28 protein-coding genes are annotated in these 25,906 nt (G+C 33.0%); 5 read left to right on the top strand and 23 right to left on the bottom strand.

What is annotated here, in order from left to right; all coding sequences use genetic code 11:
• Position 1 precedes the first annotated feature (1 nt).
• Complete coding sequence (locus BM239_RS07840) at positions 2-448, top strand: GreA/GreB family elongation factor (protein ID WP_092207209.1); 447 nt, start codon at positions 2-4, stop codon at positions 446-448.
• On the opposite strand, the gene BM239_RS07845 is transcribed toward BM239_RS07840, so the two are convergent.
• The 4 genes from BM239_RS07845 to BM239_RS07860 form a co-directional block, all read right to left on the bottom strand.
• Positions 441-1,115 (bottom strand): DUF2461 domain-containing protein, encoded by a 675-nt coding sequence (locus tag BM239_RS07845; RefSeq protein WP_092207211.1) that lies wholly within the window; start codon positions 1,113-1,115, stop codon positions 441-443. The two genes, BM239_RS07840 and BM239_RS07845, sit on opposite strands and share 8 nt — an antisense overlap.
• A 74-nt stretch (positions 1,116-1,189) precedes the next feature.
• Entirely contained in the window at positions 1,190-1,738 is a 549-nt protein-coding gene (locus BM239_RS07850) for a hypothetical protein (protein WP_092207213.1), read from the bottom strand.
• Between the two features lie 242 nt (positions 1,739-1,980).
• Entirely contained in the window at positions 1,981-2,868 is an 888-nt protein-coding gene (locus BM239_RS07855) for a mechanosensitive ion channel family protein (protein WP_092207215.1), read from the bottom strand.
• Between the two features lie 237 nt (positions 2,869-3,105).
• Positions 3,106-3,912 carry a tRNA pseudouridine synthase A gene (locus tag BM239_RS07860; RefSeq protein WP_092207217.1) on the bottom strand — a complete coding sequence of 269 codons (807 nt, stop codon included), beginning with the start codon at positions 3,910-3,912 and terminating at the stop codon, positions 3,106-3,108.
• Between the two features lie 95 nt (positions 3,913-4,007).
• On the opposite strand from BM239_RS07860, the gene BM239_RS07865 reads away from it, so the two are divergent.
• A complete protein-coding gene (locus BM239_RS07865; RefSeq protein WP_092207219.1) occupies positions 4,008-4,439 on the top strand; it encodes a hypothetical protein in 432 nt (143 codons plus the stop codon).
• A 74-nt stretch (positions 4,440-4,513) separates the two neighbouring features.
• On the opposite strand, the gene hisIE is transcribed toward BM239_RS07865, so the two are convergent.
• From hisIE to BM239_RS07960, 19 genes are all read right to left on the bottom strand, one after another.
• Complete coding sequence (gene hisIE, locus BM239_RS07870) at positions 4,514-5,113, bottom strand: bifunctional phosphoribosyl-AMP cyclohydrolase/phosphoribosyl-ATP diphosphatase HisIE (protein ID WP_092207221.1); 600 nt, start codon at positions 5,111-5,113, stop codon at positions 4,514-4,516.
• Positions 5,110-5,868, bottom strand: a complete 759-nt coding sequence (gene hisF, locus BM239_RS07875; protein WP_092207223.1) for an imidazole glycerol phosphate synthase subunit HisF — start codon at positions 5,866-5,868, stop codon at positions 5,110-5,112. Before hisF ends, hisIE begins: the two co-directional genes overlap by 4 nt.
• A 5-nt stretch (positions 5,869-5,873) precedes the next feature.
• Entirely contained in the window at positions 5,874-6,620 is a 747-nt protein-coding gene (hisA, locus tag BM239_RS07880; RefSeq protein WP_092207225.1) for a 1-(5-phosphoribosyl)-5-[(5-phosphoribosylamino)methylideneamino]imidazole-4-carboxamide isomerase, read from the bottom strand.
• Positions 6,621-6,683: 63 nt separating this feature from the next.
• A complete protein-coding gene (gene hisH, locus BM239_RS07885; protein ID WP_092207227.1) occupies positions 6,684-7,265 on the bottom strand; it encodes an imidazole glycerol phosphate synthase subunit HisH in 582 nt (193 codons plus the stop codon).
• Positions 7,265-8,398, bottom strand: a complete 1,134-nt coding sequence (hisB, locus tag BM239_RS07890; protein ID WP_092207229.1) for a bifunctional histidinol-phosphatase/imidazoleglycerol-phosphate dehydratase HisB — start codon at positions 8,396-8,398, stop codon at positions 7,265-7,267. The genes hisH and hisB overlap by 1 nt, the downstream gene beginning before the upstream one ends.
• The gene (gene hisC / locus BM239_RS07895) at positions 8,395-9,432 is read right to left on the bottom strand and encodes a histidinol-phosphate transaminase (protein ID WP_092207232.1); all 1,038 of its coding nucleotides are present in this window, start codon (positions 9,430-9,432) and stop codon (positions 8,395-8,397) included. Before hisC ends, hisB begins: the two co-directional genes overlap by 4 nt.
• Positions 9,429-10,715 (bottom strand): histidinol dehydrogenase, encoded by a 1,287-nt coding sequence (gene hisD, locus BM239_RS07900; protein ID WP_092207234.1) that lies wholly within the window; start codon positions 10,713-10,715, stop codon positions 9,429-9,431. The genes hisC and hisD overlap by 4 nt, the downstream gene beginning before the upstream one ends.
• A complete protein-coding gene (gene hisG / locus BM239_RS07905) occupies positions 10,712-11,569 on the bottom strand; it encodes an ATP phosphoribosyltransferase (protein WP_092207236.1) in 858 nt (285 codons plus the stop codon). Before hisG ends, hisD begins: the two co-directional genes overlap by 4 nt.
• A gap of 288 nt (positions 11,570-11,857) precedes the next feature.
• The gene (locus tag BM239_RS07910) at positions 11,858-12,673 is read right to left on the bottom strand and encodes a prohibitin family protein (protein WP_092207238.1); all 816 of its coding nucleotides are present in this window, start codon (positions 12,671-12,673) and stop codon (positions 11,858-11,860) included.
• 11 nt (positions 12,674-12,684) lie between these two features.
• On the bottom strand, positions 12,685-14,715 hold the full coding sequence (locus BM239_RS07915) for a vWA domain-containing protein (protein ID WP_092207240.1): 2,031 nt from the start codon (positions 14,713-14,715) through the stop codon (positions 12,685-12,687).
• A 3-nt stretch (positions 14,716-14,718) separates the two neighbouring features.
• Positions 14,719-15,465, bottom strand: coding sequence for a 3-oxoacyl-[acyl-carrier-protein] reductase (gene fabG / locus BM239_RS07920; RefSeq protein WP_092207242.1), 747 nt, complete (start codon positions 15,463-15,465; stop codon positions 14,719-14,721).
• A gap of 110 nt (positions 15,466-15,575) precedes the next feature.
• Positions 15,576-16,448: a succinate--CoA ligase subunit alpha gene (sucD, locus tag BM239_RS07925; RefSeq protein ID WP_092207244.1), complete on the bottom strand. Its 873-nt coding sequence runs from the start codon at positions 16,446-16,448 to the stop codon at positions 15,576-15,578.
• 70 nt (positions 16,449-16,518) lie between these two features.
• The gene (locus BM239_RS07930; RefSeq protein ID WP_092207246.1) at positions 16,519-16,926 is read right to left on the bottom strand and encodes a nuclear transport factor 2 family protein; all 408 of its coding nucleotides are present in this window, start codon (positions 16,924-16,926) and stop codon (positions 16,519-16,521) included.
• Positions 16,927-17,862: a UDP-3-O-(3-hydroxymyristoyl)glucosamine N-acyltransferase gene (locus tag BM239_RS07935; protein WP_092207248.1), complete on the bottom strand. Its 936-nt coding sequence runs from the start codon at positions 17,860-17,862 to the stop codon at positions 16,927-16,929.
• A 2-nt stretch (positions 17,863-17,864) separates the two neighbouring features.
• A complete protein-coding gene (gene efp / locus BM239_RS07940; protein WP_092207250.1) occupies positions 17,865-18,431 on the bottom strand; it encodes an elongation factor P in 567 nt (188 codons plus the stop codon).
• Between the two features lie 17 nt (positions 18,432-18,448).
• On the bottom strand, positions 18,449-19,234 hold the full coding sequence (gene lpxA, locus BM239_RS07945; protein WP_092207252.1) for an acyl-ACP--UDP-N-acetylglucosamine O-acyltransferase: 786 nt from the start codon (positions 19,232-19,234) through the stop codon (positions 18,449-18,451).
• Between the two features lie 66 nt (positions 19,235-19,300).
• Entirely contained in the window at positions 19,301-20,710 is a 1,410-nt protein-coding gene (locus BM239_RS07950; protein ID WP_092207254.1) for a bifunctional UDP-3-O-[3-hydroxymyristoyl] N-acetylglucosamine deacetylase/3-hydroxyacyl-ACP dehydratase, read from the bottom strand.
• The gene (gene lpxD / locus BM239_RS07955) at positions 20,697-21,725 is read right to left on the bottom strand and encodes a UDP-3-O-(3-hydroxymyristoyl)glucosamine N-acyltransferase (protein WP_092207256.1); all 1,029 of its coding nucleotides are present in this window, start codon (positions 21,723-21,725) and stop codon (positions 20,697-20,699) included. The genes BM239_RS07950 and lpxD overlap by 14 nt, the downstream gene beginning before the upstream one ends.
• Before the next feature lie 25 nt (positions 21,726-21,750).
• Entirely contained in the window at positions 21,751-22,980 is a 1,230-nt protein-coding gene (locus BM239_RS07960) for an HD domain-containing protein (protein ID WP_177209002.1), read from the bottom strand.
• A 37-nt stretch (positions 22,981-23,017) separates the two neighbouring features.
• On the opposite strand from BM239_RS07960, the gene porX reads away from it, so the two are divergent.
• The 3 genes from porX (at position 23,018) to BM239_RS07975 (ending at position 25,878) form a co-directional block, all read left to right on the top strand.
• Positions 23,018-24,571, top strand: coding sequence for a T9SS response regulator signal transducer PorX (gene porX / locus BM239_RS07965; protein WP_092207260.1), 1,554 nt, complete (start codon positions 23,018-23,020; stop codon positions 24,569-24,571).
• 64 nt (positions 24,572-24,635) lie between these two features.
• A complete protein-coding gene (tsaE, locus tag BM239_RS07970; protein ID WP_177209003.1) occupies positions 24,636-25,073 on the top strand; it encodes a tRNA (adenosine(37)-N6)-threonylcarbamoyltransferase complex ATPase subunit type 1 TsaE in 438 nt (145 codons plus the stop codon).
• A 262-nt stretch (positions 25,074-25,335) separates the two neighbouring features.
• On the top strand, positions 25,336-25,878 hold the full coding sequence (locus BM239_RS07975; protein WP_245758209.1) for a hypothetical protein: 543 nt from the start codon (positions 25,336-25,338) through the stop codon (positions 25,876-25,878).
• Positions 25,879-25,906: the final 28 nt, after the last annotated feature.

Consider the following 25,906-nt stretch of genomic DNA (forward strand, 5'->3'; position numbering starts at 1 on the left):
TATGAATGAAAAAGAAGCGCTTTTACAAGCTTGTTTTAGCTATGTAAATAAACGTATTGCAAGTTATAAAGATGAAATAGAAACCATTAAAGAGTCTATTGAAACCAATGACAAGAGCAATGATATGGAGGATGATTCTGGCAACGGGAAATTATTTAATGATTTGGAAAAAAATGCACAACATTTGGCTGATGCTACAAAAACATTAGACACCTTGAAACTCATAAACCCTAAAAAGAGTTTTGATACCATTTCGTTAGGAAGTATTGTAAAAACGACCCAAAATACGTTTTTTATAAGTATCAGTATGGGAACTATAGATATTGGTAACAACAACTACTTTGGTATTTCTTTATTGTCGCCAATTGGACAGCTATTAAAAGGAAAACAGGTAGGCGATTCGATAACGTTTAATGGTTATACACATGAAATTTTAGAAATTAAATAATACGTTCACCATTTAAATTCGTTGTAAGCACCTCACTCATATAATTAAAAAAAGGTTTTATTTCCTTAAACGCATTATTTACAGTATTTAAAAAATCTGCCTGTAATACCTCGGTATCACCAAATTTTTTAGTGAAAATATATTGCTTTTTTCTAATTAAGTCGATGTTTGGATGTTCCTTATCGAAGTTACGTGGCGCCGAAATAAGCTCATCACCTTCCAATTCACCCCAAATGGATTTAAAGTGGCTAGCATTCATAATCTCTCGCATTTCAGATGCATCCATTTCAAACTCTTTACGAATTCGTAGTAAATCTTCTTTATTAGGGTCCCAAAAACCAACCGCAATAAAGGACGCATTATTTGGTTCAAGATGAAGGTAATAGCCACCTCTTAATTCTGGTTTACGTCTTTGAAACGAACCTCCAAAATGTGTTTTATAAGGTAGTTTATTTTTAGAAAATCGGACATCTCGATATATCCTAAAAATTTTAAACTGATCCACATCATCGTGCACTTTTAATGCTTCAAACAATGATTTGTAAGACTTTTTTATGGTGCTTTCAATGGCTTTAAATTCCTTTTTATTTTCCGTAAACCAGTCGCGGTTATTATTTTTTTCTAGTTTCTTTAAAAATGAAAACACTCTAGGATCAATAGGTTGCATACTTTTTTATTTTAAAATTAAAAAAAAAGACTGTCTTATTCAGACAGTCTTGAAATTATTTTAATAAATCTATATTATTTTAAGCTTACAAATTTTTTAGTTACGTAAGTTCCAGTCTCTTTATCATAGTAATCAAGTACAAAGTTTCCTTCATTATCAAAATAACCAACTCCTGAAAAATCTGCTGTTTTAAATTCGTATTTTCTAGATTCTAAATTTTTAATAGCACGGCCGTATTCATCACCAGATTTCATAAAAGAAACATCAAAACCATTTGTAGTCTTAACAAACTTATAGTTTTTACCGTCTTTCTGATAATTAATGTGCTCTATTTTGGAGTCATAAAACGGATCCATATCATTATCAATTTCAATTGTTTGTGTCACTTTTTTATCAGCACCTTCTACAATTCGCTCTTGGTTAATTTTATTGGCATCTGCTTTAGATAGTTTTACCTCACTCTTTTCGGTTGTTGTAACTTTTACCTTTTTCTGTGTTACCTCACGTCCATTATCTGTGGTTATGGTTTTTGTTTCTGTTTCTTGAGACATATCTCTTGCTTTTTCTTGAGCAAACAATGTTCCAGAAATTAGAAATAATCCAACATATATTAGTGTTTTCATGATTTGTGTTTTTAAAGTTAATAATTAATTTATGACTACCTGCAACCAATCTATTCTATTTGTTAATACGATTTTTTTTAATGTTGCACGTAACACATTTCGAATATAACCTATATCTCTAATTTGTTTTAACGTTATTAAAATTAATATTAGCGTAATAAAACAAATGTTTGAAATTTAAGTCAGCGTCCATTATATATAAACTACATGAAGCATTCCATTGAATTTAAAACAACTAGATTTTAATCTTTTAGTTCATTATTTTCCAAAGCCAATTTATTATTAAACTCCAACGTTCTAATTGGAAATGGAATATTAATACCTTCTGAATCGTATACCTTTTTAATAGCAATCATGGCTTGTGTTTGGGCTTCTAATTCTTGCTTCTTATTCACAGCATTTACCCAAAATCGGCATAAATAATTTATTGAGCTATCACCAAATTCAGTATAATAAAATTCTACATCATCCGCTTTCTCTACCTGATCAAACGCATTAGCAATGGCCTCTTTGGTTAAATCTCTCACTTGTTCTAAATTAGACTCATATCCAACACCACAATTGATAAAAATTCTCATTTTATCGGTTAACGAGTAGTTTTTTAACGCATTTTCAAGAATTAATTTATTCGGTAAGATTACCACATTATTGTCCGCTTCTTTCATGACAAAATTTTTAAGATTAATATCCAAAACCTCGCCTGAAAAGCCGTTTGTTTCAATCCAATTACCAATTTGAATTTTCTCTCTAAAAGACAGAACAATACCAGCTACTGTATTGGATAAGGTATTTTGTAAAGCAAGTCCAATAGCCAAACCAGCAACACCGGCAGTTGCTAATACGGACGTTAATGCTTTACTTAAATTTAAAATTCCTAACGACAGAAATAAACCTACCAACACGATTACAACGGCTGCCATTTTAGCAACCATCCTACTTACAGAATCTTGACTTACCTGTTTAGAAACCAATCGATAAGTCCAACGATTGATATATTTTGCCATAAAATACGAGGCTATCACGACTAGGACTGCAAGTCCAAAATTGGGTAAATTTTCAATTATAGCATTAAACCATCCACCTAATTTGTTATATAAATTATCTAAAGCTTCTGAAAACTGTTCATCCATTTGTATTGTATTGTTTTAGTTAGTGAGTCGCTAAATTAATGCGCACTCCTTTGAATATTTGCAATCTAGGTCAACCAAGGCGAGTATTTTGGCGTAATCCGAAATATTATTAGCTCAATCGCTGATAAATTATTCTATTCTGAAAAAATGTGTCTAGATTCTTATTTACTAATGATTATCTGTTATAGGGAAACAAGGCAGGTATTAGCAGAAAATTGACACCTAGTATAATTGGATTTAATTAGTTGATACATTAGGAAGTGTATCATATTCTATTTTATTAAGTATTAAACCAGAAGCCGGAGCAATATAATGTATTGCAATTTGATTGTCTGGTTTCAAGCTATCGGAAATATCTTGCAATGATTTCTCTCCTTTTCCTAATTCAATCAGAACACCCATCATAAGACGAATTTGATTTCGCATAAACCCTTTTGCTTTAACGCGTAGTAAATACGACTGTTCGGGGAAAAAATTGGCTGTAAATAAGGTGTTTTCAATAATTTCGCATGTAATTATTTCACGATTATAAACTCCGTGATCCGTAGGCTTATAACAATACGATTTAAAATAATGTAGCCCTTCAAAAAGTTTGGCACCAGCTTTCATAGCTTCTGTATCTAGAGGGTCTAAAATAGTGGTAATAACGGGTGCACAAAACGGATGAAACTTATTGCCATGAGCAAAAACGTAAATGTATTCTTTTATTTTAGAATCTTGAATGACGTTAAAATCGGCATTAACTTCAGTTATTGTTAATGCTCTGATATCTTGAGGCAAATTATGGTTAAAGTGTGTTAAAAAAGCTTCTAAATCTTCTATTTCATGATATAAGAATAATTCAAAAGCAGCTTCATTGGCTGATACCATAGCGTCAGTTCTTCCAGAGCCCAATGTTTTAAAACGTTTGCCCTCTAATATGAAATTCAGTGTTTTATCAATCATTAAATGAACGGTTTTTAATTGTGGTTGCTTTTGCCACCCATGAAACCGATAACCTAAATATTGACAGGTAATTAAATAGTAATAGCGTTTTTCGAACACTTTTGAATTTTTTGAGTCCCGAAAATTACTATTTTAAAAATGGTTTACAAATAATTCTTACCTTGTTTAACATATTAACCAATCAAACTTAAATTATGACATCAACACAAAAACCACCAAAGTCATTTTGGATTATTAGCATTGTTGCTTTAATTTGGAATTTAATGGGTGTTTCTGCTTATTTAATGCAAGCTTTTATGACCGACGAAGCACTTTCAAAACTACCAGAACCTGAACAAGCTTTATATCATGATGTACCAGCTTGGGTAACCGCTGCTTTTGCTATAGCCGTATTTGGAGGAACATTAGGATGCATCGGTTTGTTGCTTCGTAAGAAGTGGTCTAAACCTGTGTTTATACTCTCCTTAATTGGTATTATTGTTCAAATGATACATAATTTGTTTATAAGTAATAATATGGATGTTTATGGCCCTGGAGCTATAATAATGCCTATCATGGTATTAATTATTGGTGTTTATCTTATTATTTATTCTAAAGCAGCCACCCAAAAAGGTTGGTTATCCTAGAGCATCAGTAGCGTTGTATTCTTAATAAAACACCTACCAATAGAACTTCATATATTTAGCCGCCAAAAATAAAATTATTTTTGGCGCGCTTTTAAAATAGCTTCAACATCTTTTATGGTAAAACCTTTGGCTTGCAGTAGGATTAAATAATGAAATAGCAAATCGGCACTCTCATTCAGAAACAATGTATCGTTTTCATCTTTAGCTTCTATAACAACTTCTACAGCTTCCTCGCCCACTTTTTGTGCTATCTTATTAATGCCGCCTTTAAATAGAGATGCAACATAGGAACTTTCTTCATTTTGATTTTCTCTTCTATCCGCAATAACACGTTCTAATTTAGAAATAAAACCATAATTTGAGCTATTTGTTTCATTCCAACACGAATCAGAACCTGTATGACAGGTTGGTCCCTTTGGGTTTACTGAAATTAATAAGGCATCTTGATCGCAATCCACTTTCATATTTATAAGTTCCAAAAAGTTTCCACTACTTTCTCCTTTTGTCCATAATCTATTTTTTGAACGACTAAAAAATGTTACATGATTTGTTTCTTGTGTTTTGTAATAAGCCTCTTGATTCATATAACCCAACATTAATACTGTTTTGGTGCTATAATCTTGAATAATTGCTGGAACTAATCCATTTTCGTATTTATTAAAATTGATTGTCATGATAAGCGTATTGGTAACTTGTTTTGTTTTAATGTTTTTTTTAATTCTATAATGTCAATCGTTCCAAAATGGAACACACTAGCTGCTAACGCAGCATCTGCAGAACCATTTTTAAAAACTTCTAAAAAGTGGTTTGAGGTACCTGCACCACCAGAGGCTATGATTGGAATATTTAATTCTGATGATAGTTGTGCTAAAGCAGTAGTTGCAAAGCCATTTTTAGTACCATCATGATCCATGGATGTGAACAGAATTTCACCAGCACCAAGATTCTCAACAGTTTTTGCCCATGTAAACAAATCCAAATCTGTTGGAATGGTCCCACCAGCTAAATGAACTTTCCACTGACCTTCAATTTGTTTTGCATCTATGGCAATAACGACACATTGACTACCAAACTTATCTGAAAGTTCTGTTATTAATTCAGGGCGTTTTATGGCTGCAGAATTAACGGCCACCTTATCCGCACCAGATTGCAATAGTAAATCTACATCAGAAACCGAACTAACTCCACCTCCAACCGTAAACGGAATATTAACTTCTTTTGCAACTTGCAATACCATATCTATTAAGGTTTTCCGACCTTCTAACGTTGCAGAAATATCTAAAAATACGAGTTCATCAGCTCCAGTCTGTGCGTATTTTTTGGCTAGAATAACGGGATCTCCAGCATCTTTTAAATCAATAAAATTAACGCCTTTTACGGTTCGTCCATTTTTAATATCTAAACAAGGAATGATTCGTTTTGTAAGCATAGTTTCTAAATATAGCGTGCTAAATCTTTGAGTTGAATTTTGTTTTCATAAAGTGCTTTGCCAATAATAACACCTTCGCAACCCAATTCTTTTAAGGCCATAACATCCTCAATTTTGGATACGCCACCTGAAGCAATTAGCCTGATGGATTGACGCGAACTAGAATTTGAACAAGCTTCAAGCATCTTGGTGTAAAGTTTAAATGCAGGACCTTCTAACATACCATCTTTAGATATATCTGTACAGATAACATACCGAATTCCTTTTTTTTGATAATTTTTTACAAACGGAATAACCTCTTGATTGCTGCGCTCTTGCCACCCACTTACAGCAATGGTTCCACCAGTTTCTGTAGGATAACAATCTGCTCCAAGTATTATTTTTTCGGAGCCATATACCTCCAACCAGTTGGTAAAGGTATCGGAGTTTTTAACAGCTATACTGCCTCCCGTTATTTGACGAGCACCAGAATTAAAAGCAACATGTAAGTCATCATCAGTTTTTAATCCACCTCCAAAATCAATTTTTAAATTTGTTTTCGAGGCTAATAATTCTAAAACTTTATAATTAACCACCCGACTTGCTTTTGCGCCATCTAAATCTACCAAATGTAAATATTCAATTCCTGAATCTTCAAACTGCTTGGCTACTTCTAATGGATTTTCATTGTATATTTTTTTTGTATCATAATCGCCTTTGGTAAGTCGGACGCATTTTCCGCCAATGATATCAATTGCTGGTATAATTCTCATAATCTTAATATTTTCAATATAGCCTAAAAAAGGCCGTTAATTTTTTAGGGACTGAAAACTCTGTTATAGCTGTAAAAAGTTTTTCAGTAGTTGTTCTCCAGCTATACCACTTTTTTCGGGATGAAATTGAACACCATAAAAGTTATCTTTATTTAAAGCTGATGCATATTTTAAATCGTATTCTGTAAAGGCAATAGCATCAGAACAACTTTCAGCATAGTAACTATGAACAAGATACATGTATTCGTTCGCATTTATTGTGTTAAACAGTTTTGTTTTTAAGTTTGCAATTGTATTCCATCCCATTTGTGGGACTTTTACTGCATTTGAGAAACGCTTCACCTGTGTATCAAAAATTTTTAACCCGTTGGTTTTTCCTTCTTCAGAATAATTACACATTAATTGCATGCCTAAACAAATTCCTAAAACAGGTTGCGTTAGTTTAGGAATTAGCTGGTCCAACTGGGTAGCTTTCAATTTTCTCATAGCTGAACTGGCTTCTCCAACACCAGGCAGTATAATTTTATCTGCTGCTAAAATGGTTTGAACATCTTGACTTAAAATAGCTGATGTTCCTAATCTTTCAAAAGCAAACTGAATGCTTTTAATATTTCCAACACCATAATCTATAATTACTACATTCATTATAAAAGTCCTTTTGTGGTTGGTAAAATCATTTTGGTTACATCTCGTTTAACAGCCATTTTTATAGCTTTTGCAAACGCCTTAAAAATGGCTTCAATTTTATGATGCTCATTAGTACCTTCTGCTTTAATATTTAAATTACATTTAGCACCATCTGTAAATGATTTAAAGAAATGCATAAACATTTCAGTTGGCATTTTTCCTATCATTTCCCGTTTAAACTCCGCTTCCCAAACCAGCCAGTTTCTACCACCAAAATCAATAGCAACTTGCGCCAAACAATCATCCATTGGGATGCAAAAACCATAGCGTTCTATTCCTAATTTACTACTTAAAACCGTATGAAATAACTCACCCAAGGCAATGGCTGTATCTTCAATGGTGTGGTGCTCATCTACTTCTAGGTCACCATCCACTTGGATGTTTAAATCCAATTGACCATGTCTGGCTATTTGCTCTAACATGTGATCGAAAAAAGCAATTCCTGTTTGAATGGTGCTTTTTCCTGTACCATCTAAATTTAAATCAATTTTAATAGCCGTTTCATTGGTTTTGCGTTCAATAGAACCTGAACGTTCTTTAGCTTTTAATAGATTGTAAATGGCTTCCCAATTATCTGTTTCTAATAAGATAAAAGGCTGTAAAGCTTCCACTTTCAATGACGTTTCATTTGCGCCTAAATTAGCCTGACCATTAATTAAAATCCCTTTTGCGTTTAAATTTTTAGCCAATTCCATATCCGTTAACCGGTCTCCAATAACATAGGAATTTGTCAAGTCATAGTCTTCAGAAAAATATTGAGTAAGCAAGCCTGTTTTGGGTTTACGTGTTGGTGCATTATCCTTGGCAAAAGTTCTATCAATACATTCTTCTTTAAAAATAATACCTTCATTTTTAAAAGTGTCCATAACCAAATTATGAACTGGCCAAAATGTATTTTCAGGAAACGCGTCGGTTCCAAGTCCATCTTGATTGGTTATTAAAACCAATTCAAAATCTAACTCGTTCGCAATTCTACCCAAATACTGAAAAACCTGTGGATAAAATTCTAGTTTGTCAAAACCATCAATTTGTTCATCTTGTGGCTCTTTTATTAAGGTACCATCACGATCTATAAATAAAACTCTCTTCATGTTAATGATTTTAAAACGGTTAATAATTTGGTGTTTTCTTCAGATGTTCCAATGGTAAAACGCAGACAATTATTACAACCTGGTTCTTTTGTTCTATTTCGAACAACAATTTCTTTATCAATTAATTGTTGGTAGCGTTTGTTTGCGTCATCCACTTGAACTAAAATAAAATTAGCATCACTTGAATACCTTTTTCTAACGAAATCTATATTTTGTAATGCTGAAAGCACACGGATACGTTCATTCTTAATCAGTTCAATTTGATTGGTTACAATTTCTAAATTTTCTAATTTATTTAAAGCCGATTGTTGCGTTAACTGGTTGATATTATAAGGAGGTTTAATACGGTTTAGAATACTTATAATTTCGGGCGAAGCAATAGCTATACCCAAACGAATTCCAGCTAAACCAAAGGCTTTTGAAAGTGTTTGAATGATAATAAGGTTTGGAAATTCAGCTAACCTACTACTCCAACTTTCCTGTTCAGAAAAATCTATATAGGCTTCATCAATTACGACAATCCCTTTGAATTTTAAAAGTAACTCCTCTATAACTTCGGCTCCAAAACTATTTGCTGTTGGATTATTTGGCGAGCATAAAAATAGTATTTTACAATTTGAATTAGATGCTTTTAGAATATCTGAAACGTTCGGTTGAAAATCCGTGTTTAAAGGAATTTTAATGGTTTCTATATTATTTAAATTGGCCAAGACTTCATACATACCGTATGTTGGTGGCAACAAGATTACTTTATCTTTTCCTGGTTCGCAAAAGGCTCTAAAAATTAAATCTAAAACTTCATCACTTCCATTTCCTAATAATAATTGATTGGCATTACAGTCCTTAATACTTGATAGTCGTATTTTTAAAGCAGACTGTTGCGGATCTGGGTACCGATTTAATCCAGTTTCAAATGGATTTTCATTGGCATCTAAAAAGGTCATGCTTTTTTTAAAATCCTTAAATTCATCGCGAGCTGATGCATACGGCTTTAGCTGGATAATATTTGGTCTTACTAAACTGTTAATATTCATGATTGTAAATCTTTTAATCGGATGGATACGGCATTTTTGTGCGCTTGTAAACCTTCGGCTTCTGCCATAATCTCAATAGCATTTCCTATGTTTTTGATTCCTGTTTTTGTAATTTTTTGAAAGGTAATTGCTTTACTGAAACTGTCTAAATTTACACCAGAATAGGATTTACTAAAACCATTTGTTGGTAAGGTGTGATTGGTTCCAGATGCATAATCCCCAGCACTCTCTGGCGTATAATTCCCAATAAAAACAGAACCAGCATTTTGAATGCCATCCACAAAAAATGCATCGTTTTCGGTACAAATAATAAAGTGCTCTGGTGCATACGCATTAATGAAATTTAGGGCTTCCTCATTATTAGCCAGTAAAATGGCTTTTGAATTAGCAATCGCTTTTTCTGCGAGGGATTTTCTTGGTAATTGCGACAGCTGTATTGTCATTTCTTTCAAAACATTATCAATGAGGTTTTTGGAGGTAGAGACTAAAACCACTTGACTATCTGATCCATGTTCAGCTTGACTTAATAAATCAGCAGCCACATATTTAGGAACAGCTGAATCGTCTGCAACAACCAATAATTCACTCGGTCCAGCAGGCATATCAATTGCGACACCAAATTTAGTTGCTAATTGTTTAGCCACGGTAACAAACTGATTCCCTGGACCAAAAATTTTATATACTGGTTGTATTGTTTCTGTTCCGAACGTCATGGCTGCAATTGCCTGAATACCACCAACTTTATAAATTTTAGTTACACCACATAAATCGGCTGCATAGAGAATTTCATCAGCAATTTGGCCAGATTTATTGGGTGGCGAACACAAAACTATTTCTTCACAACCAGCTATTTTTGCAGGAATAGCTAACATTAAGACTGTTGAAAACAAAGGTGCTGTACCACCTGGAATATATAAGCCAATTTTTTGAATAGCTCGTTTTTCCTGCCAACATAAAACACCCGTTTCGGTTTCAATTTCAATTTTTTCTGTTTGTTGTGCTTGGTGAAAACGTGTAATATTTCGTTTAGCTAATAAAATGGCTTCCTTTAATTCGGTACCAACTTTCATTTTGGCGTTCTGAATTTCTTCAGGTGAAACCAACAGATTGGAAAGTTTTACACCATCAAAAATATCCGTATATTTTAAGACAGCTGAATCGCCTTGTTGTTCAATATCTTTAAATATTTCAGTTACGGTTGTTTCAATTTCAGCTACTGAAGCTGTTGGACGTTTTAATAAGTCCATCCAAACCTTATTTTGTGGGTTTTCTACTACTATCATAATACCATGTTTTCAATTGGACATACAAGAATACCTTCGGCTCCTTCTTTTTTTAATTCATCAATAATTTCCCAAAAATCATTTTTATCAATAACGGAATGAAGCGAACTCCAACCTGATTTTGCTAACGGTAATACCGTTGGACTTTTCATTCCAGGTAGAATTTTAATGATTGATTCTAAATTTTTGTTTGGAGCATTTAATAATACATAGCGTGATTTTCTAGCTTTTAAAACAGACTGTAATCGGAATTGAAGCTTATTTAAAATGGCCAGTTCTTCTTTTTCTATTTTAGGAGAAACAGCCAAAACGGCTTCAGACTGTAATAAGACTTCTACCTCTTGCAAATTATTTTTGAACAAAGTACTACCACTAGAAACAATATCTACAATAGCATCAGCTAAACCAATATTGGGTGCAATTTCAACAGAACCGTTAATAATATGAAGTTGTGCTTCCAAATTGTTTTTTTTCAAAAACGTATTAACGGTATTCGGGTATGATGTTGCTATGCGTTTACCATTCAAATCTTGAATGTTTACATACGTTTCAGATTTAGGGATAGCTAACGATACACGACACGATGAAAAACCTAATTTTTCAACAATTGAAATGGTATTTCCTTTTTCAACCAGGACATTTTCTCCAATAATGGCAGCGTCCACCACGCCATCTAAAAGGTATTGCGGAATATCACCATTTCGAAGATAGAAGACTTCTAAAGGGAAATTTTTGGCACTTGCTTTTAATTGATCGCGTCCGTTATCAATTGCTATACCAACTTCTTTTAGCATTTTCATGGAATCGTCGTGTAAACGACCTGATTTTTGAACGGCAATTTTTAATTTTCTCATAACATCTTTTAACTACTGTGAGTTTTTAAATTAAACTTATTTGATGTTTGAGTAAATCTGAACGAGTAGAAATCCAAAAAGGATTATAAGAAAAAACCCGTTTGATATACTCAAACGGGTTTTTTAATATGTTGATTTTATTCAATACATTTTCAGCCTGCTTGAGTGCACGTATGAAAATGATGATGATGTAATTGAATAAAACTCATTGTTTGCTTTTTCTTTGAACAAAGATTGTTAAAATAAATTGGTTATTCCAAATAAACGACCATTTAATTTTTAAAACTCTTATTGGTTTCCTAAAATAATTGGTAATCCAGAATCACCAGATCCAATTATAATGGTCTTGCTATTAGGAGATTCAGACAATTTTACTGTCGCTTCAATCCCTTTATCCTGTAAAATTTTATCGTTTAATGATGCACTCAAAATTCTGTTAGCATCGGCTTTACCTTGTGCCTCAATAATTACTTTTTCAGCTTCTTTTGCAGCTGTAACCAATCTAAACTCATATTCTAAAGATTCTTGCTCTTGTTTTAGTTTACGCTCAATTGCATCTTTAATAGTTGGTGGTAAAGTTACATCACGCACTAAAACTTCATTTAATTGAATGTATTGATCGGACACAATTTTTTCTGTTTCTTCAAAAATTTCTTGTTGAATAGCGTCACGCTTACTTGAATATAATTGCTCTGGTGTATAGCGCCCAACCACAGATCTTGCTGCGGAACGAATAGCTGGCAATAACACACGTTCTTTATACATTTCACTCTTTTCTTGATGTAATTTACCGAGACTTTCAAACGCTGGCTGAAACCAAACCGAAGCTTCTAATTTAATATCTAATCCGTTTGAAGATAGTACGTTCATTTTTTCTAAAATCTCTTGTTGGCGTACTTCATAGATGTAAACTTTATTCCAAGGGGCCACAATGTGAAATCCCTCTCCAAGAGCTGGTTCGTCTGTTACAACACCATTATCAAAGGTTCTATAAAGCACACCTGCTTCACCAGAACCAATTGTTACCGCAGATTTAGCAACAAGAACAATTAAAATAACGAGTACAATAATAATAGGTAATCCAATTTTGGGTAATTTTTCCATAGTTTTTTTATTTAAATTAAACCTTTATACTTGCGGTAAAACCATTCAGCCGAAAGGGCTAAAATTACAAGACCTAACAAGTATTTCCAGTCTATCAAAGATACGGTTTTTTTAGTACTTCTCTCAATAGTGGCATAGCGATTATCGGTTAATAAATTCTGATTCAAAGTTGCTAATTGATCCTGAAAAAAGACACCACCACCTGTAGAGTTACCAACTTGTTGTAATTTGGTTATATCTGCATTTGTAAATTGCTGCTCAATGTTATAATCCAATATGGTAAAAGTTCCCGATTTGGATATGTTACTGGGATTTGCAGTTACTGTAAATTTATATTCGGATGCTGGCAAACTACTTAAATCCACTTCATAATTATTATTTTTAAGAACTAAAGGTATTGTTTTACTTTCTTTAGATTCTTCATTTACAACTGTCATCGTTAAGGTTTCGCGATTGTCGAACTCATAATTTTTATTGAAATATTGAGCCTGTAAAATTACGCTTGTATTACCATCATTGAAAGACTCATACGATAAACTTAACCGTTCTCGGCGTTTTTTAGATGCTAAATATTGCACTATTTTACCTATGAAATCATCAAAGTTTTTAAAATCACTGTGGTTTAAATAGCTTTGCGCGCGCCATTTCCATATATTTTCACCAAGAAGTATAGCTTCCCTTCTAGTTTGACTTTCAAAACTCACTAATAAAGGTTTGTTTGTTGCAATACTGCCTATTTGTTTATATAACAGGGTTTGAAATGGTACTTTCATATTAATATTTCCAAAGGAACCCTTTAATGGCGGATAGGATTCAAAAGCAACATCTGGCATAATAAATTCTGAATAATTAGTATTCAGAACCGGTAAATAATTTTCTGTTTGAAACACCTTATCATGCTGATAATTAGCACTAACACTATTTAAAAATTGCCAATTAGTTTGTGTTCCAGAAATAACAAATCGGTTTAAATTAGCTGTATTTAACTTATCAAAAACAGCTTTAAATTGCACATTGGGTTGGTATAAAATAGCTAATTGAAATTCATCTGCTTTCGATAAGAAATCGTTGGGTTTTAAAATACTAACTGTTCGTTGTTCATTCGTTTCAATACTTTTTTTAAGTGCGCCTAAATCTGGATGTAACAGATTGCTTATAATAGCTATATTGGTTTGCTCATCAATAACTTCAATGGCAAAATTCTTCTTATTATTAGCCGTATTTTTTTCGTTAGCTATTGGTTGAATAGCTGCTTGGTAGGTAAAAACACCTATTTGGTTAGCGGTTAATGTCGTTTGAATAATTTTAGAATTGTTTGTTTTACTAAACGTTATCTTTTCAGAATACAATGTTGCATTACCTGCGGAAATTTTAAATTCAGATACAATCGGTTCCTCACCATTATAAACCAAAATCACCTCAATGGGAAATTTATTTTTATAAAACGCATATTTATTGACGTTTAGCTGTGCAATTTTTAAATCGGCATGCTGCGTGGTATCGCCTAAAACTATTGGATAAATAGGTTGTTTGTATCTTTTTGCCATATACTGGTAATCGTTACCAAAGGTTTGGTTCCCATCTGTAATAAGAACAGTTGGTGCAACCGTTGTTCTATAAATAGCGTCAAGATCTTTTAAAGCTTTAGAAATATTGGTCTGTTTGGTATTAAATTCAAGAGAGTCATTACGCGTTAAAGCATCACTAAACTTATAAAAATCGATATTAAATTTTTCATTTAGCTTTGTGTTAGTCTTTAAAGATTGAATAATTTGCTGAACATTTTCTGACTGATTTAAAAACTGAATAGAATTAGAGTCATCAATTGCAATAACCAAATTGGGTTTCTCATTGTAAAAGGTTTCAGATTCTAATTTCGGATTTACTAACAGTAATAATATCGAGAAAATGGTTACAAACCGTAAACCTGCCAAAACAATATTAGTTTTAGTTTGTTTTGACTGGTATACATACTGAAAAAGCGCTAATAATAGCGCTATAATTCCAGATAAGATGATATAAATTATGGTTGAGTTAGCCATGGATTATGTTAGCATACCACCATCCACATTTAGTGTTTGTCCAGTAATATAGGCAGACATATCACTGGCTAAAAACACACATGCATTCGCAATATCTTCGGGTGTTCCTCCGCGTTTTAAAGGGATAGAATTTCGCCACCCTTTTACTGTTTCTTCATCTAATTTAGCCGTCATTTCGGTTTCAATAAACCCCGGAGCAATTACATTACTTCTTATATTTCTTGAACCCAACTCTAAAGCAACCGATTTTGAGAATCCAATTATACCAGCTTTAGAAGCTGCATAATTTGTTTGACCAGCATTTCCTTTAACACCAACTACGGAACTCATATTAATAATTGATCCTTTGCGTTGTTTAAGCATGGTACGCTGGACTGCTTTTGTCATATTAAATACCGATTTTAAATTGACTTCAATAACTTTATCAAAATCATCTTCACTTAAGCGCATGAGTAGGTTATCCTTGGTTATTCCAGCATTGTTAACTAAAATATCTATACTACCAAACTCATTAGCAACAGCTTCTGCTAATTGTTGAGCTTCGTCAAAACTAGCTGCATTACTTTTATATCCTTTGGCTTTAATACCAAGAGCATTCAGTTCATTTTCAAGTTCGTTTGCGGCTTCAACTGACGAACTATAAGTAAAAGCGACATTAGCACCTTGCTGTGCAAAAACTTCGGCAATGCCGCGACCAATTCCTCTACTGGCTCCTGTAATTATGGCTGTTTTACCTTCTAATAATTTCATAATTGAGTAATGTGATTAGTTGTTTGTCAAATATAATAAATACAAGTTGCATCAAATAAAAAAACCTTACAAGATTTTGTAAGGTTTTTAACAGTTTTTTGAGTCAGAAATTAACCCATTACTTCTTTTACTTTCTTGCCTATTTCTGCAGGAGAATCTACTACGTGAATACCACATTCTCTCATTATTTTCTTTTTAGCTTGGGCTGTATCATCACTACCACCAACAATTGCACCAGCATGTCCCATAGTACGTCCTGCAGGAGCAGTTTCGCCAGCAATAAATCCTATAACAGGTTTTTTACTTCCACTTGCTTTATACCATTGTGCAGCATCAGCTTCTAATTGACCACCAATTTCACCAATCATAACAACAGCTTCTGTTTCTGGATCGTTAATTAACAACTCAATAGCTTCTTTAGTTGTTGTTCCTATTATAGGATCACCACCAATACCTATAGCAGTTGTAATACCTAGGCCTTGTTTTACCACTTGATCTGCAGCTTCATATGTTAATGTACCAGATTTGGAAACAATACCTACTTTTCCTTTTTTGAAAACAAAACCAGGCATAATCCCTACTTTGGCTTCACCTGGAGTAATAACACCTGGGCAATTAGGACCAATTAATCTGCAATCTTTGTCTTTAATATAGTCCGCAGCTTTTATCATATCAGCTACAGGAATACCTTCTGTAATAGTGATAATAACTTTTATTCCAGCATTGGCTGCTTCCATAATTGCGTCTGCAGCAAAAGCTGGTGGTACAAAAATAATAGTTGTATCAGCACCTACTTTATCAACAGCTTCTTGAACTGTATTAAAAACCGGTTTATCTAAATGGGACTGACCACCTTTACCTGGTGTAACTCCACCTACAACATTGGTTCCATATTCAATCATCTGTCCGGCATGAAATGTTCCTTCACTACCCGTAAATCCTTGAACTATTATCTTTGAATTCTTATTAACTAAAACGCTCATTTAAGTTTGATTTTTTATGTTTTTAAAACGTGACAAAAGTAATGTTTTGCCACCTATTAGTAAAGTGTTTTTATATTTTTATTTCTGAATAGGCATCTGAATCTAAACTATCTGTATCTGCTGGTTGGCTTATTTCAAAAGAACGATAAATTTTGTTGTCTTTAATATGATGGATACAAATGTAATGAGCTATTGGCATTTCATCAGATTCAGACTCAATTGTGTTTGCAAATAATGTGTAACGAACCGTAACAACCTCTTTTTCTGATAACAAATGTGTTATTTCAAATCGTAAATGATTATAGGATTCTCTGACTCCTCTAAAAAAAGCAGAAACACCTTTAAAATCCATTTCAGTATAACCTTTACTACTATTCCAATGTATGATACATTCTTTATGATAAAAAGTATCAATTAGGCTAGCATCATTTGATAAATCGGATTCGTAAAATGATTTAATAAGTGCTTTTGCTGTCATTTATTTATTTTTTAATTGCTCTATTATTTTAGGAATCTGCTTTATAGATGCCATTTCTTTCATAACCGAACGTGCTTCTTGAGCTGGTGTTCCCCAATAAGTTTTTTGTCCTGACAAGGATTTACTAATACCAGATTGTGCATGAATGATGGCTTTAGCACCAATAGTTATTCCACTAGCACAACCCACTTGCCCCCAAATAGTAACCTCATCCTCTATTACAACACAACCTGCAATACCGACTTGCGATGCTATGAGACATTTTTTTCCAATTACGGTATCATGACCTATTTGAATTTGATTATCCAATTTAGAGCCTTCACCTATTGTGGTATCGCCAGTTACGCCTCTATCTATTGTGCAAAGTGCACCAATATCTACATAATCCTTAATTACCACGCGACCACCAGAAATTAAGGGGTCAAAACCTTCAGGACGTTTTTTGTAATAAAACGCACTGGCACCCAAAACGGTTCCAGCATGTATAGTAACATTATTACCAATAATAGTGTCATCATAAATTGTTACATTGGCGTGAATCGTACAATTATCACCAATAACAACGTTGTTACCAATAAAACAATTTGGTTGAATAACAGTATTTTCACCTATTACTGCTGAATCCGTAATTGCCGATGCTGCTGATTTGAATGGTCTAAAATGTTTGGTAAGTTTATTGAAATCGCGGAAGGGATCGTCACTAATTAAAAGTGCTTTCCCTTCAGGACAATTAACTTCTTTATTAATTAGAACTATTGTTGCAGCAGAGGCTAAAGCTTTATCATAATATTTTGGATGATCTACAAAAACAATATCTCCAGGTTCTACAACGTGAATTTCATTCATTCCAAGCACAGGAAAATTAGCATTTCCAATGAATGTTGCATCAATTAATGAGGCAATCTCATCTAATGTATGTGGTTTTGGAAATTTCACAATTATTCTTTTACGCGCTCTTTGTAAGTTCCCTTATCAGTTTCCACTTTAATTTTATCGCCTTCATTTATAAAAAGCGGTACATTAACCTCTGCTCCCGTTTCAACCGTTGCTGGTTTGGTAGCATTTGTTGCTGTATTTCCTTTAACACCTGGCTCTGTATGTGTTACTTCTAAAATAACACTTGCTGGCATTTCTACAGAAAGTGGCATGTTGTCTTCTGTATTAATTAATACGGTTACAACTTCACCTTCCTTCATTAAATCTGGTCTATCTAAAGCGGCTTCTAATAATCGTATTTGGGTATAATCTTCCTGATTCATAAAGTGGTAAAATTCACCATCGTGATATAAAAATTGAAATTTATGTGTTTCTACACGAACGTCTTCAATTTTATGTCCTGCGGAAAAGGTGTTTTCTAATACTTTTCCAGAAGTAACACTTTTCATTTTTGTTCTTACAAATGCAGGACCCTTACCAGGTTTTACATGTAAAAATTCGATTATTTTATAAATATCATGATTATAACGAATACATAATCCGTTGCGAATATCTGATGTTGTTGCCATTTTACTTATTTATTTTTTTAATTAGATTTGAAGTACCCTTTCATAATACCACGTTGCGAATCTTTTATGAATTGCAATATTTCATCACGTTCATGGGTTGCTTCCATTTCAGCTTCTATAATTTCAGCTGCTTGAGTATTGTTGTAATTTTTTTGGTATAATATTCTATAGATATCTTGAATATCTCTAATTTTTTCGGTTGAAAAACCACGACGTCTTAAACCAACTGAGTTTATTCCTACATAAGATAATGGTTCCCGTGCCGCTTTAACAAAAGGTGGGACATCTTTTCTAACTAAAGAACCACCTGTTACAAAGGCATGATTTCCTATAGAACAAAACTGGTGTACAGCTGTCATACCTGCAAGAACTACATAATCGCCAACTGTAATATGTCCTGCTAATGTACTATTGTTTGAAAAAATACAATTTTTACCAACAATACAATCGTGAGCAATGTGGCAATAGGCCATAATGAGACAATTATCGCCAATTACGGTTTTCATTCTATCTGTGGTTCCTCTGTTTATAGTAACACATTCTCTAATGGTTACATTATCTCCTATCTCTACAGTAGTATCTTCATCTTTATATTTTAAATCTTGTGGAGTTGCTGAAATAACAGCACCTGGAAAAATGTTACAATTTTTACCAATTCGAGCGCCTTCCATAATGGTAACGTTACTTCCAATCCAAGTACCTTCACCAATAATAACATTATTATGAATAGTCGTAAATGGGTCTATAACAACATTCTTGGCTATTTTGGCTCCAGGATGTACGTAAGCTAGTGGTTGATTCATTTTTATACTAGAATTAATTTATTGGTAAAATTATTTAACAGATTGTATTACTAAAGCTGTTTATTACTATTCTTTAACTTTTGAAATTTGGGCCATTAATTCCGCTTCTGCACATAATTTCCCATTAGCATAAGCATAACCTTGCATATGGCAAATACCACGACGAATTGGTGAAATTAGATCGCATTTAAAAATCAACGTATCTCCTGGTACTACCTTTTGTTTGAATTTCACGTTATCTATTTTCATAAAGAATGTTAGATAATTTTCAGGATCTGGAACTGTGCTTAATACTAAAATCCCTCCTGTTTGTGCCATAGCTTCTACAATTAGAACTCCTGGCATAACTGGTGCTCCTGGAAAGTGACCCGCGAAAAAAGGTTCATTCATGGTGACGTTTTTCATACCTATGACACCAGAATCTGTTAACTCGAATATTTTGTCAATTAATAAAAAAGGCTGTCGGTGTGGCAGCATATTCATGATTTGATTCACATCCATTAAAGGCTCCTGATTCAAATCGATATTTGGCACGTTATTGCGACGCTCATTTTTAATGATTTTAGACATTTTTTTGGCAAATTGTGTATTTACAAAATGACCTGGCTTATTAGCTATAACTTTACCTTTTATATGTGTTTTTATTAATGCTAAATCGCCAATTACATCTAATAACTTATGTCTTGCTGCCTCATTAGGATGGTGTAGCGTTAAATTATCCAAAATACCATTTGGTTTAATGGCAATGGTATCTTTTTTAAATGCTACTTTTAGTTTTTCCATGGTTTCGTTAGACAATTCTTTATCTACATAAACAATGGCATTGTTTAAGTCACCACCTTTTATGAGTCCATGTTCTAAAAGTGTTTCAATTTCATGAAGAAAACTAAACGTTCTAGAATCAGATATCTCATCTTTAAATTCAGACATGTTTTTAATGGATGCATTTTGAGTTCCTAAAACTTTAGTTCCAAAATCCACCATTGTGGTAACCTGATACTCTTTAGAAGGCATGACTAAAATTTCACTGCCAGACTCCTCATCCGTATAAGAAATAACATCGGTTACTTCGTAAGCTTCTCTGAAAGCATCTTGTTCTAAAACACCTGCTTTTTCAATAGCTTCAACAAAAAATTTAGACGAGCCATCCATTATTGGTGGTTCGGCTGCATTTAGTTCTAAAATGGCATTATCAATATCCATACCTACCAAAGCAGCTAACACATGCTCACAGGTTTGAATAATAACACCATTTTTTTCTAGACAAGTACCACGTTGCGTGTTGGTAACGTAGGTAGCATCGGCTTCAATTAAAGGGCTACCCTCTAAATCAATGCGTTTAAAAGCAAAGCCAGAATTTACTGGCGCTGGTTTAAATGTTAAGGTTACATCATTACCAGTATGCAAACCAACACCTTTAAGCGTCACGCTGCTGGCTATGGTTTTCTGTTTGATATCCGTATTAATTATTCCCATCTACTTTTTTTTCTAATTCAATTATATTTTTAACAATTTTAGGCAAGTTCTTAAAGTGAACATAAGACTTATTCCAATCGCTGTAACCAAATGAAGGAGAGCCTTGTAAAATTTCGTTGTCTTTGATGTTTTTACCAATACCTGATTGGGCCTGAATTTTAACATTGTTTCCTATTGTTAAATGTCCAGCAATACCAACTTGTCCTCCTATTTGGCAATTTTCGCCTATTTTAGTGGAACCTGCAACACCAGTTTGTGCGGCTATTACCGTGTTTTTTCCAATTTCCACATTATGTGCTATTTGAATTTGGTTATCCAATTTAACACCTTTTCTAATAATGGTAGATCCTAACGTGGCACGATCTATAGTGGTAGCGGCTCCAATATCTACAAAATCTTCCAAAATAACATTTCCTATTTGTGGGACTTTGTTGTATTCACCTTTTTCATTTGGCGTAAAACCAAATCCATCTGCTCCAATTATTGCTCCGGAATTAATAACACAATACGAACCAACTAAACAATCTGAATAAATTTTTACACCTGCAAAAACGACCGTGTTATCTTTAATAACAACATTATCTCCAATGTAACTATTTGGAAAAATTTTAACGTTATCGCCAATTTCCACATGATTGCCTATATAGGAAAAAGCGCCAATGTAAACGTTATCGCCTATTTTTGAAGAATCTGAAATATGTGTTGGTTGTTCAATTCCTGATTTATTTAACTTTACTTGATTGTAATATTCCAATAATTTAGAAAATGCTTTATAGGCATCTTCTACTTTAATTAAAGTAGTATGTATTTCCTTTTCGGGTATAAAGCTTTTATTAACAATAGTAATAGAGGCTTTAGTTGTATATATATAAGGTGTGTATTTAGGATTAGAGAGAAAGGTTAAAGCGCCTGCCGCTCCTTCTTCAATTTTGGATAATCTGGAAACTTCTACGCTAGAGTCGCCAACAATTTCACCTTCTAATATACCTGCTATTTGTTCTGCTGTAAAATTCATTGAAAGCAAAAATAGAAAAAATGTATTACATTTTATCTTTAGGATAACATATATAATATTTTGTAACTGGTTTTGATAATGCTTTTAAGTTTAATTGATCGGATGCTTTAACGATATTTTGAATTTTTCCGTTCTGAAACAATACATTAATAGGCTGTTTGTTTTGTTCATAGGCCTGATTAGTTATAGAGCCGGTAAACACAAAATAGGCTGCTTCGGATTCTGAAACCTGATATTGTTTCATTAATTTTTTTATATGCATCTGTAACTTTTCAGGTTTAATGTGATTCTTTTTTAGCTTCACTTTAAGTAATTGCCTGTTTATTATCATTTCGCATAAATTCTTCAAAACAAAATCGTCATGATATTGCCATGCTTTCATAGCTGTAATGATATCGTAATCATCTAGTTTTGAAAAGGTATTTAACGTGTTATCATTAAAATTGTTTAGCTGAATATCATTTTGTAAAAAAAACATCAAAGGTTTACTGGCTTCCAGAACCACACCTTGTTGTGTTAATTCTTTTGCACGTTGCAGAACACGCATTAATAACTGTTCTGCCACTAAACCTGTTTTATGCAAGTACACTTGCCAGTACATGAGGCGTCTGGCTACTAAAAATTTTTCAATACTATAAATTCCTTTTTCTTCAATTACTAATTCATCATTAACAACATTTAGCATGGTTATTAATCGGTCGCTATTAATATTACCTTCGGCAACACCAGTGTAAAAACTATCTCGCTTTAAATAATCGGCTCGATCCATATCAAACTGACTAGAAATTAAGGCACACATAAACGGTCTGTGGTATTTCCCTTTAAATATTTGAATAGCAAGCGTTAAACTTCCGTTAAATTCCGTGTTTAAAACTTCCATAAATTGAAGTGAAATATGCTCATGACTAACCCCATTTACAATACTATGTTCCATAGCATGAGAAAAAGGTCCATGGCCAATATCATGTAGTAAAATTGCCACATACAGAGCGTTTTCTTCGCCTTCAGATATTTCAACTCCTTTAAAACGAAGTACTTGAACTGCTTTTTGCATTAAATGCATACAACCTAATGCATGATGAAAACGGGTATGGTGTGCACCTGGATACACTAAATATGACAGACCCATTTGGGAAATTCTACGAAGACGTTGAAAATATTTATGCTCAATTAAATCAAAAATCAACGCATTCGGAATGGTAATAAATCCGTAAATTGGGTCGTTAAATATCTTGAGTTTGTTTTTTGTCTGCAAGCTTACTATCATTTTATTAATATATAAACAAATATACATGAACCATATAAATATTCTTTGGGTTGACGATGAAATTGATTTATTGAAACCTCATATCCTCTTTTTGGAGCAAAAAAATTACAAAGTTACTACCTGCAAAAGCGGCATGGAAGCTTTGGAGGTTTTAGACGATAAAAATTTTGATATCGTATTTTTAGATGAAAATATGCCTGGTTTAACTGGATTGGAAACTTTAAATGACATCAAAGAAAGACGCGACACCCTTCCTGTTGTTATGATTACTAAAAGTGAAGAAGAATATATCATGGAAGAAGCTATTGGTAATAAAATAGCAGATTATTTAATAAAACCTGTAAACCCAAATCAGATTCTATTAAGTCTGAAAAAAAACTTGGATCATTCCCGATTAGTTTCAGAAAAAACAACCTCTAATTACCAACAGGAGTTTCGTAAAATAGCTATGGATTTATCTATGGTTAATAGCTACGAAGAATGGGTGTCCTTGTACCAAAAATTGATTTATTGGGAAATGCAACTGGAAGATATAGAAGATTCAGGGATGTTTGAAATTTTAGAATCTCAAAAATCGGAAGCCAATACCCAGTTTGGTAAGTTTATAGATAAGCATTATCCTTCCTGGTTTGAACCAAATACCGATGCACCTACCATGTCTCATAATTTGTTTAAAGATAAAGTGGCTCCTGAAATCAGTAAAGAACAACCAACACTGCTTGTTGTAATTGACAATCTGCGCTATGATCAATGGAAAGCTTTTGAACCCATTGTAAACAATTATTATAAGAAGCAAAAAGAAGAAGCCTTTTTTAGCATATTGCCAACAGCAACACAATACGCCAGAAATGCCATTTTTTCTGGATTGATGCCAGCTGACATGGAAAAAATGCATCCTGATTTATGGAAAAACGATACGGACGATGGCGGTAAAAACTTACATGAAGATGCCTTTTTAGAAGCTCAATTGAAGCGTTTAGGGTTACAAAATTTATCTACAAAATATTTTAAGATTACCAATTTAAAAAACGGCAAACAATTAGTGGATAACTTTAAAACCCTTAAAGAAAATGATTTAACTGTTGTTGTTTACAATTTTGTAGATATGCTCTCCCACTCCAAAACAGAAATGGATGTGGTAAAAGAATTAGCATCCAATGATAAAGCCTATCGCTCTCTAACTCAAAGTTGGTTTAAAAACTCGCCCCTTTTAGAAATTATACAACAAGCCCAACAATTAGGATTTAAATTAATATTAACCACAGATCATGGCACAATTAACGTAAAAAATCCATCTAAAGTGGTTGGCGACAAGGATACCTCATTAAACTTACGCTATAAAACAGGCAGAAGTTTAACCTATGAAGAAAAGGATGTATTGGTGGCAAAGGATCCAAAATCTATTCATTTACCTGCCATTACCATGAGCAGCTCCTTTATTTTTGCCAAAAACGATTTGTTTTTTGCCTATCCAAATAATTACAACCATTATGTCAGTTATTATAGAAACACGTATCAGCATGGAGGTGTGTCTTTAGAAGAAATGATTATCCCATTCATAGTCATGGATCCCAAATAAAAACATCCTTGAAATACATAAAAAACCGATGAAATACATATTTTATTAGTTTTTACGATTTTAAATGCTTATAATTGTCCTTTTAAAATGTAATACTTTGGTTTTAGATTATAATTTAGATAGCCTAGATAGTGTCGCTCAAGCAGTTATAAAAGCTGTAAAGCATAAAGTAATTTTGTTTCAAGGCGCTATGGGAGCAGGTAAAACAACCTTAATTAAAGCCCTTGTTAAACAATTAGGAAGTACGGACGATGTTAGTAGTCCTACATTTTCTTTAGTTAACACTTATCAAGCTACTAATTCGGATATCTTTCATTTTGATTTATACCGATTAAATTCCATTGAGGAAGCTTATGATTTTGGAATTGAAGATTATTTAGACAGCTCAAATTGGGTTTTTATTGAGTGGCCAGATATTATTTTAACACTTTTACCTGATAATTATCACGTCATTTCATTAGAACATATTGATAGCAACAAAAGACAATTAACATTAAAATGAGGCATTTTTTATAAGACTGAAAAAACAACAAACGCTCAAACTGAAGCATTTTACGGGAAAACCGTAATGGAAATTTTAAAAAACGTTGATTTTAACATAATTTTAACATTTCGAGCTATTTTGATACAAACTACTCATATACATTTGGATTATTAATTAATTAAATCCCTTAATATTATGAGAACAAAAAAGTATTTATTAGCAATTGCAATTTTTGGTGGAATGTTGTTTACAGCTCAAGCTGCTAACATAATTGATTTAAATGACCAACAAACAACAAAAATTGAAAGATCAAAAATCGTGGTTCCTACGCACGGATAATAGGAGTATTGTAATAGGAACGTTTATTGCAGTATTTATTGCATCAACGCCCTATTTATTTTATTTATACGAAAGTGTTCCAGACCAAAAGGTTTGGGACACTTTGTTTTTTACTTACGACAGTAAATACTATGGAAGTGTACTAACCGTTGCTTGGACTTTAACAGGAAAAATAATACCTCTATCTTTGATATTAATATGGTTTTTAACTTGTCGCCATTGGTGGTATCACGTATTGATTGTTCCTATAGCTATGTATTCATTCCAAATTTTTACAATATTAAATGATGATTTAAGATATGTAGATAGTAATCAAATATTTTATTTAATCCCTATAATGGCAATAGTAGTTCCATCTATTTACTTGATACGAGCAAAAATGTTTGACAAATTGAATACAGCCAATAAATCATTACAAGAACTAGAAGATGAGTTTATGATTAAGCCAACCTCACTTTGGGGAAAGATTAAGCAGTATTTTTAAAAAACACGTGATTCATTCAAAAATTAAT

This window comes from Algorimicrobium echini (assembly GCF_900115185.1).
In the GTDB taxonomy this organism is placed as follows: Bacteria; Bacteroidota; Bacteroidia; order Flavobacteriales; family Flavobacteriaceae; genus Algorimicrobium; species Algorimicrobium echini.

Excerpts from the sequence above, each read along its gene's own strand:
- hisB (WP_092207229.1), bottom strand. The coding sequence starts at position 8,398 with ATGAAGAGAGTTTTATTTATAGATCGTGATGGTACCTTAATAAAAGAG.
- hisH (WP_092207227.1), bottom strand. The coding sequence starts at position 7,265 with ATGAATGTAGTAATTATAGATTATGGTGTTGGAAATATTAAAAGCATT.
- efp (WP_092207250.1), bottom strand. The coding sequence starts at position 18,431 with ATGGCAACAACATCAGATATTCGCAACGGATTATGTATTCGTTATAAT.
- hisG (WP_092207236.1), bottom strand. The coding sequence starts at position 11,569 with ATGAGAAAATTAAAAATTGCCGTTCAAAAATCAGGTCGTTTACACGAC.
- BM239_RS07910 (WP_092207238.1), bottom strand. The coding sequence starts at position 12,673 with ATGGAAAAATTACCCAAAATTGGATTACCTATTATTATTGTACTCGTT.
- hisC (WP_092207232.1), bottom strand. The coding sequence starts at position 9,432 with ATGAATATTAACAGTTTAGTAAGACCAAATATTATCCAGCTAAAGCCG.
- BM239_RS07845 (WP_092207211.1), bottom strand. The coding sequence starts at position 1,115 with ATGCAACCTATTGATCCTAGAGTGTTTTCATTTTTAAAGAAACTAGAA.
- sucD (WP_092207244.1), bottom strand. The coding sequence starts at position 16,448 with ATGAGCGTTTTAGTTAATAAGAATTCAAAGATAATAGTTCAAGGATTT.
- BM239_RS07850 (WP_092207213.1), bottom strand. The coding sequence starts at position 1,738 with ATGAAAACACTAATATATGTTGGATTATTTCTAATTTCTGGAACATTG.
- fabG (WP_092207242.1), bottom strand. The coding sequence starts at position 15,465 with ATGAAATTATTAGAAGGTAAAACAGCCATAATTACAGGAGCCAGTAGA.
- lpxA (WP_092207252.1), bottom strand. The coding sequence starts at position 19,234 with ATGAATCAACCACTAGCTTACGTACATCCTGGAGCCAAAATAGCCAAG.
- porX (WP_092207260.1), top strand. The coding sequence starts at position 23,018 with ATGAACCATATAAATATTCTTTGGGTTGACGATGAAATTGATTTATTG.
- BM239_RS07930 (WP_092207246.1), bottom strand. The coding sequence starts at position 16,926 with ATGACAGCAAAAGCACTTATTAAATCATTTTACGAATCCGATTTATCA.
- BM239_RS07840 (WP_092207209.1), top strand. The coding sequence starts at position 2 with ATGAATGAAAAAGAAGCGCTTTTACAAGCTTGTTTTAGCTATGTAAAT.
- tsaE (WP_177209003.1), top strand. The coding sequence starts at position 24,636 with ATGCTTATAATTGTCCTTTTAAAATGTAATACTTTGGTTTTAGATTAT.
- BM239_RS07975 (WP_245758209.1), top strand. The coding sequence starts at position 25,336 with ATGACCAACAAACAACAAAAATTGAAAGATCAAAAATCGTGGTTCCTA.
- hisA (WP_092207225.1), bottom strand. The coding sequence starts at position 6,620 with ATGAGAATTATACCAGCAATTGATATCATTGGCGGAAAATGCGTCCGA.
- BM239_RS07950 (WP_092207254.1), bottom strand. The coding sequence starts at position 20,710 with ATGGGAATAATTAATACGGATATCAAACAGAAAACCATAGCCAGCAGC.
- hisIE (WP_092207221.1), bottom strand. The coding sequence starts at position 5,113 with ATGACAATCAATTTTAATAAATACGAAAATGGATTAGTTCCAGCAATT.
- lpxD (WP_092207256.1), bottom strand. The coding sequence starts at position 21,725 with ATGAATTTTACAGCAGAACAAATAGCAGGTATATTAGAAGGTGAAATT.
- hisF (WP_092207223.1), bottom strand. The coding sequence starts at position 5,868 with ATGCTTACAAAACGAATCATTCCTTGTTTAGATATTAAAAATGGACGA.
- BM239_RS07915 (WP_092207240.1), bottom strand. The coding sequence starts at position 14,715 with ATGGCTAACTCAACCATAATTTATATCATCTTATCTGGAATTATAGCG.
- BM239_RS07865 (WP_092207219.1), top strand. The coding sequence starts at position 4,008 with ATGACATCAACACAAAAACCACCAAAGTCATTTTGGATTATTAGCATT.
- hisD (WP_092207234.1), bottom strand. The coding sequence starts at position 10,715 with ATGATAGTAGTAGAAAACCCACAAAATAAGGTTTGGATGGACTTATTA.
- BM239_RS07855 (WP_092207215.1), bottom strand. The coding sequence starts at position 2,868 with ATGGATGAACAGTTTTCAGAAGCTTTAGATAATTTATATAACAAATTA.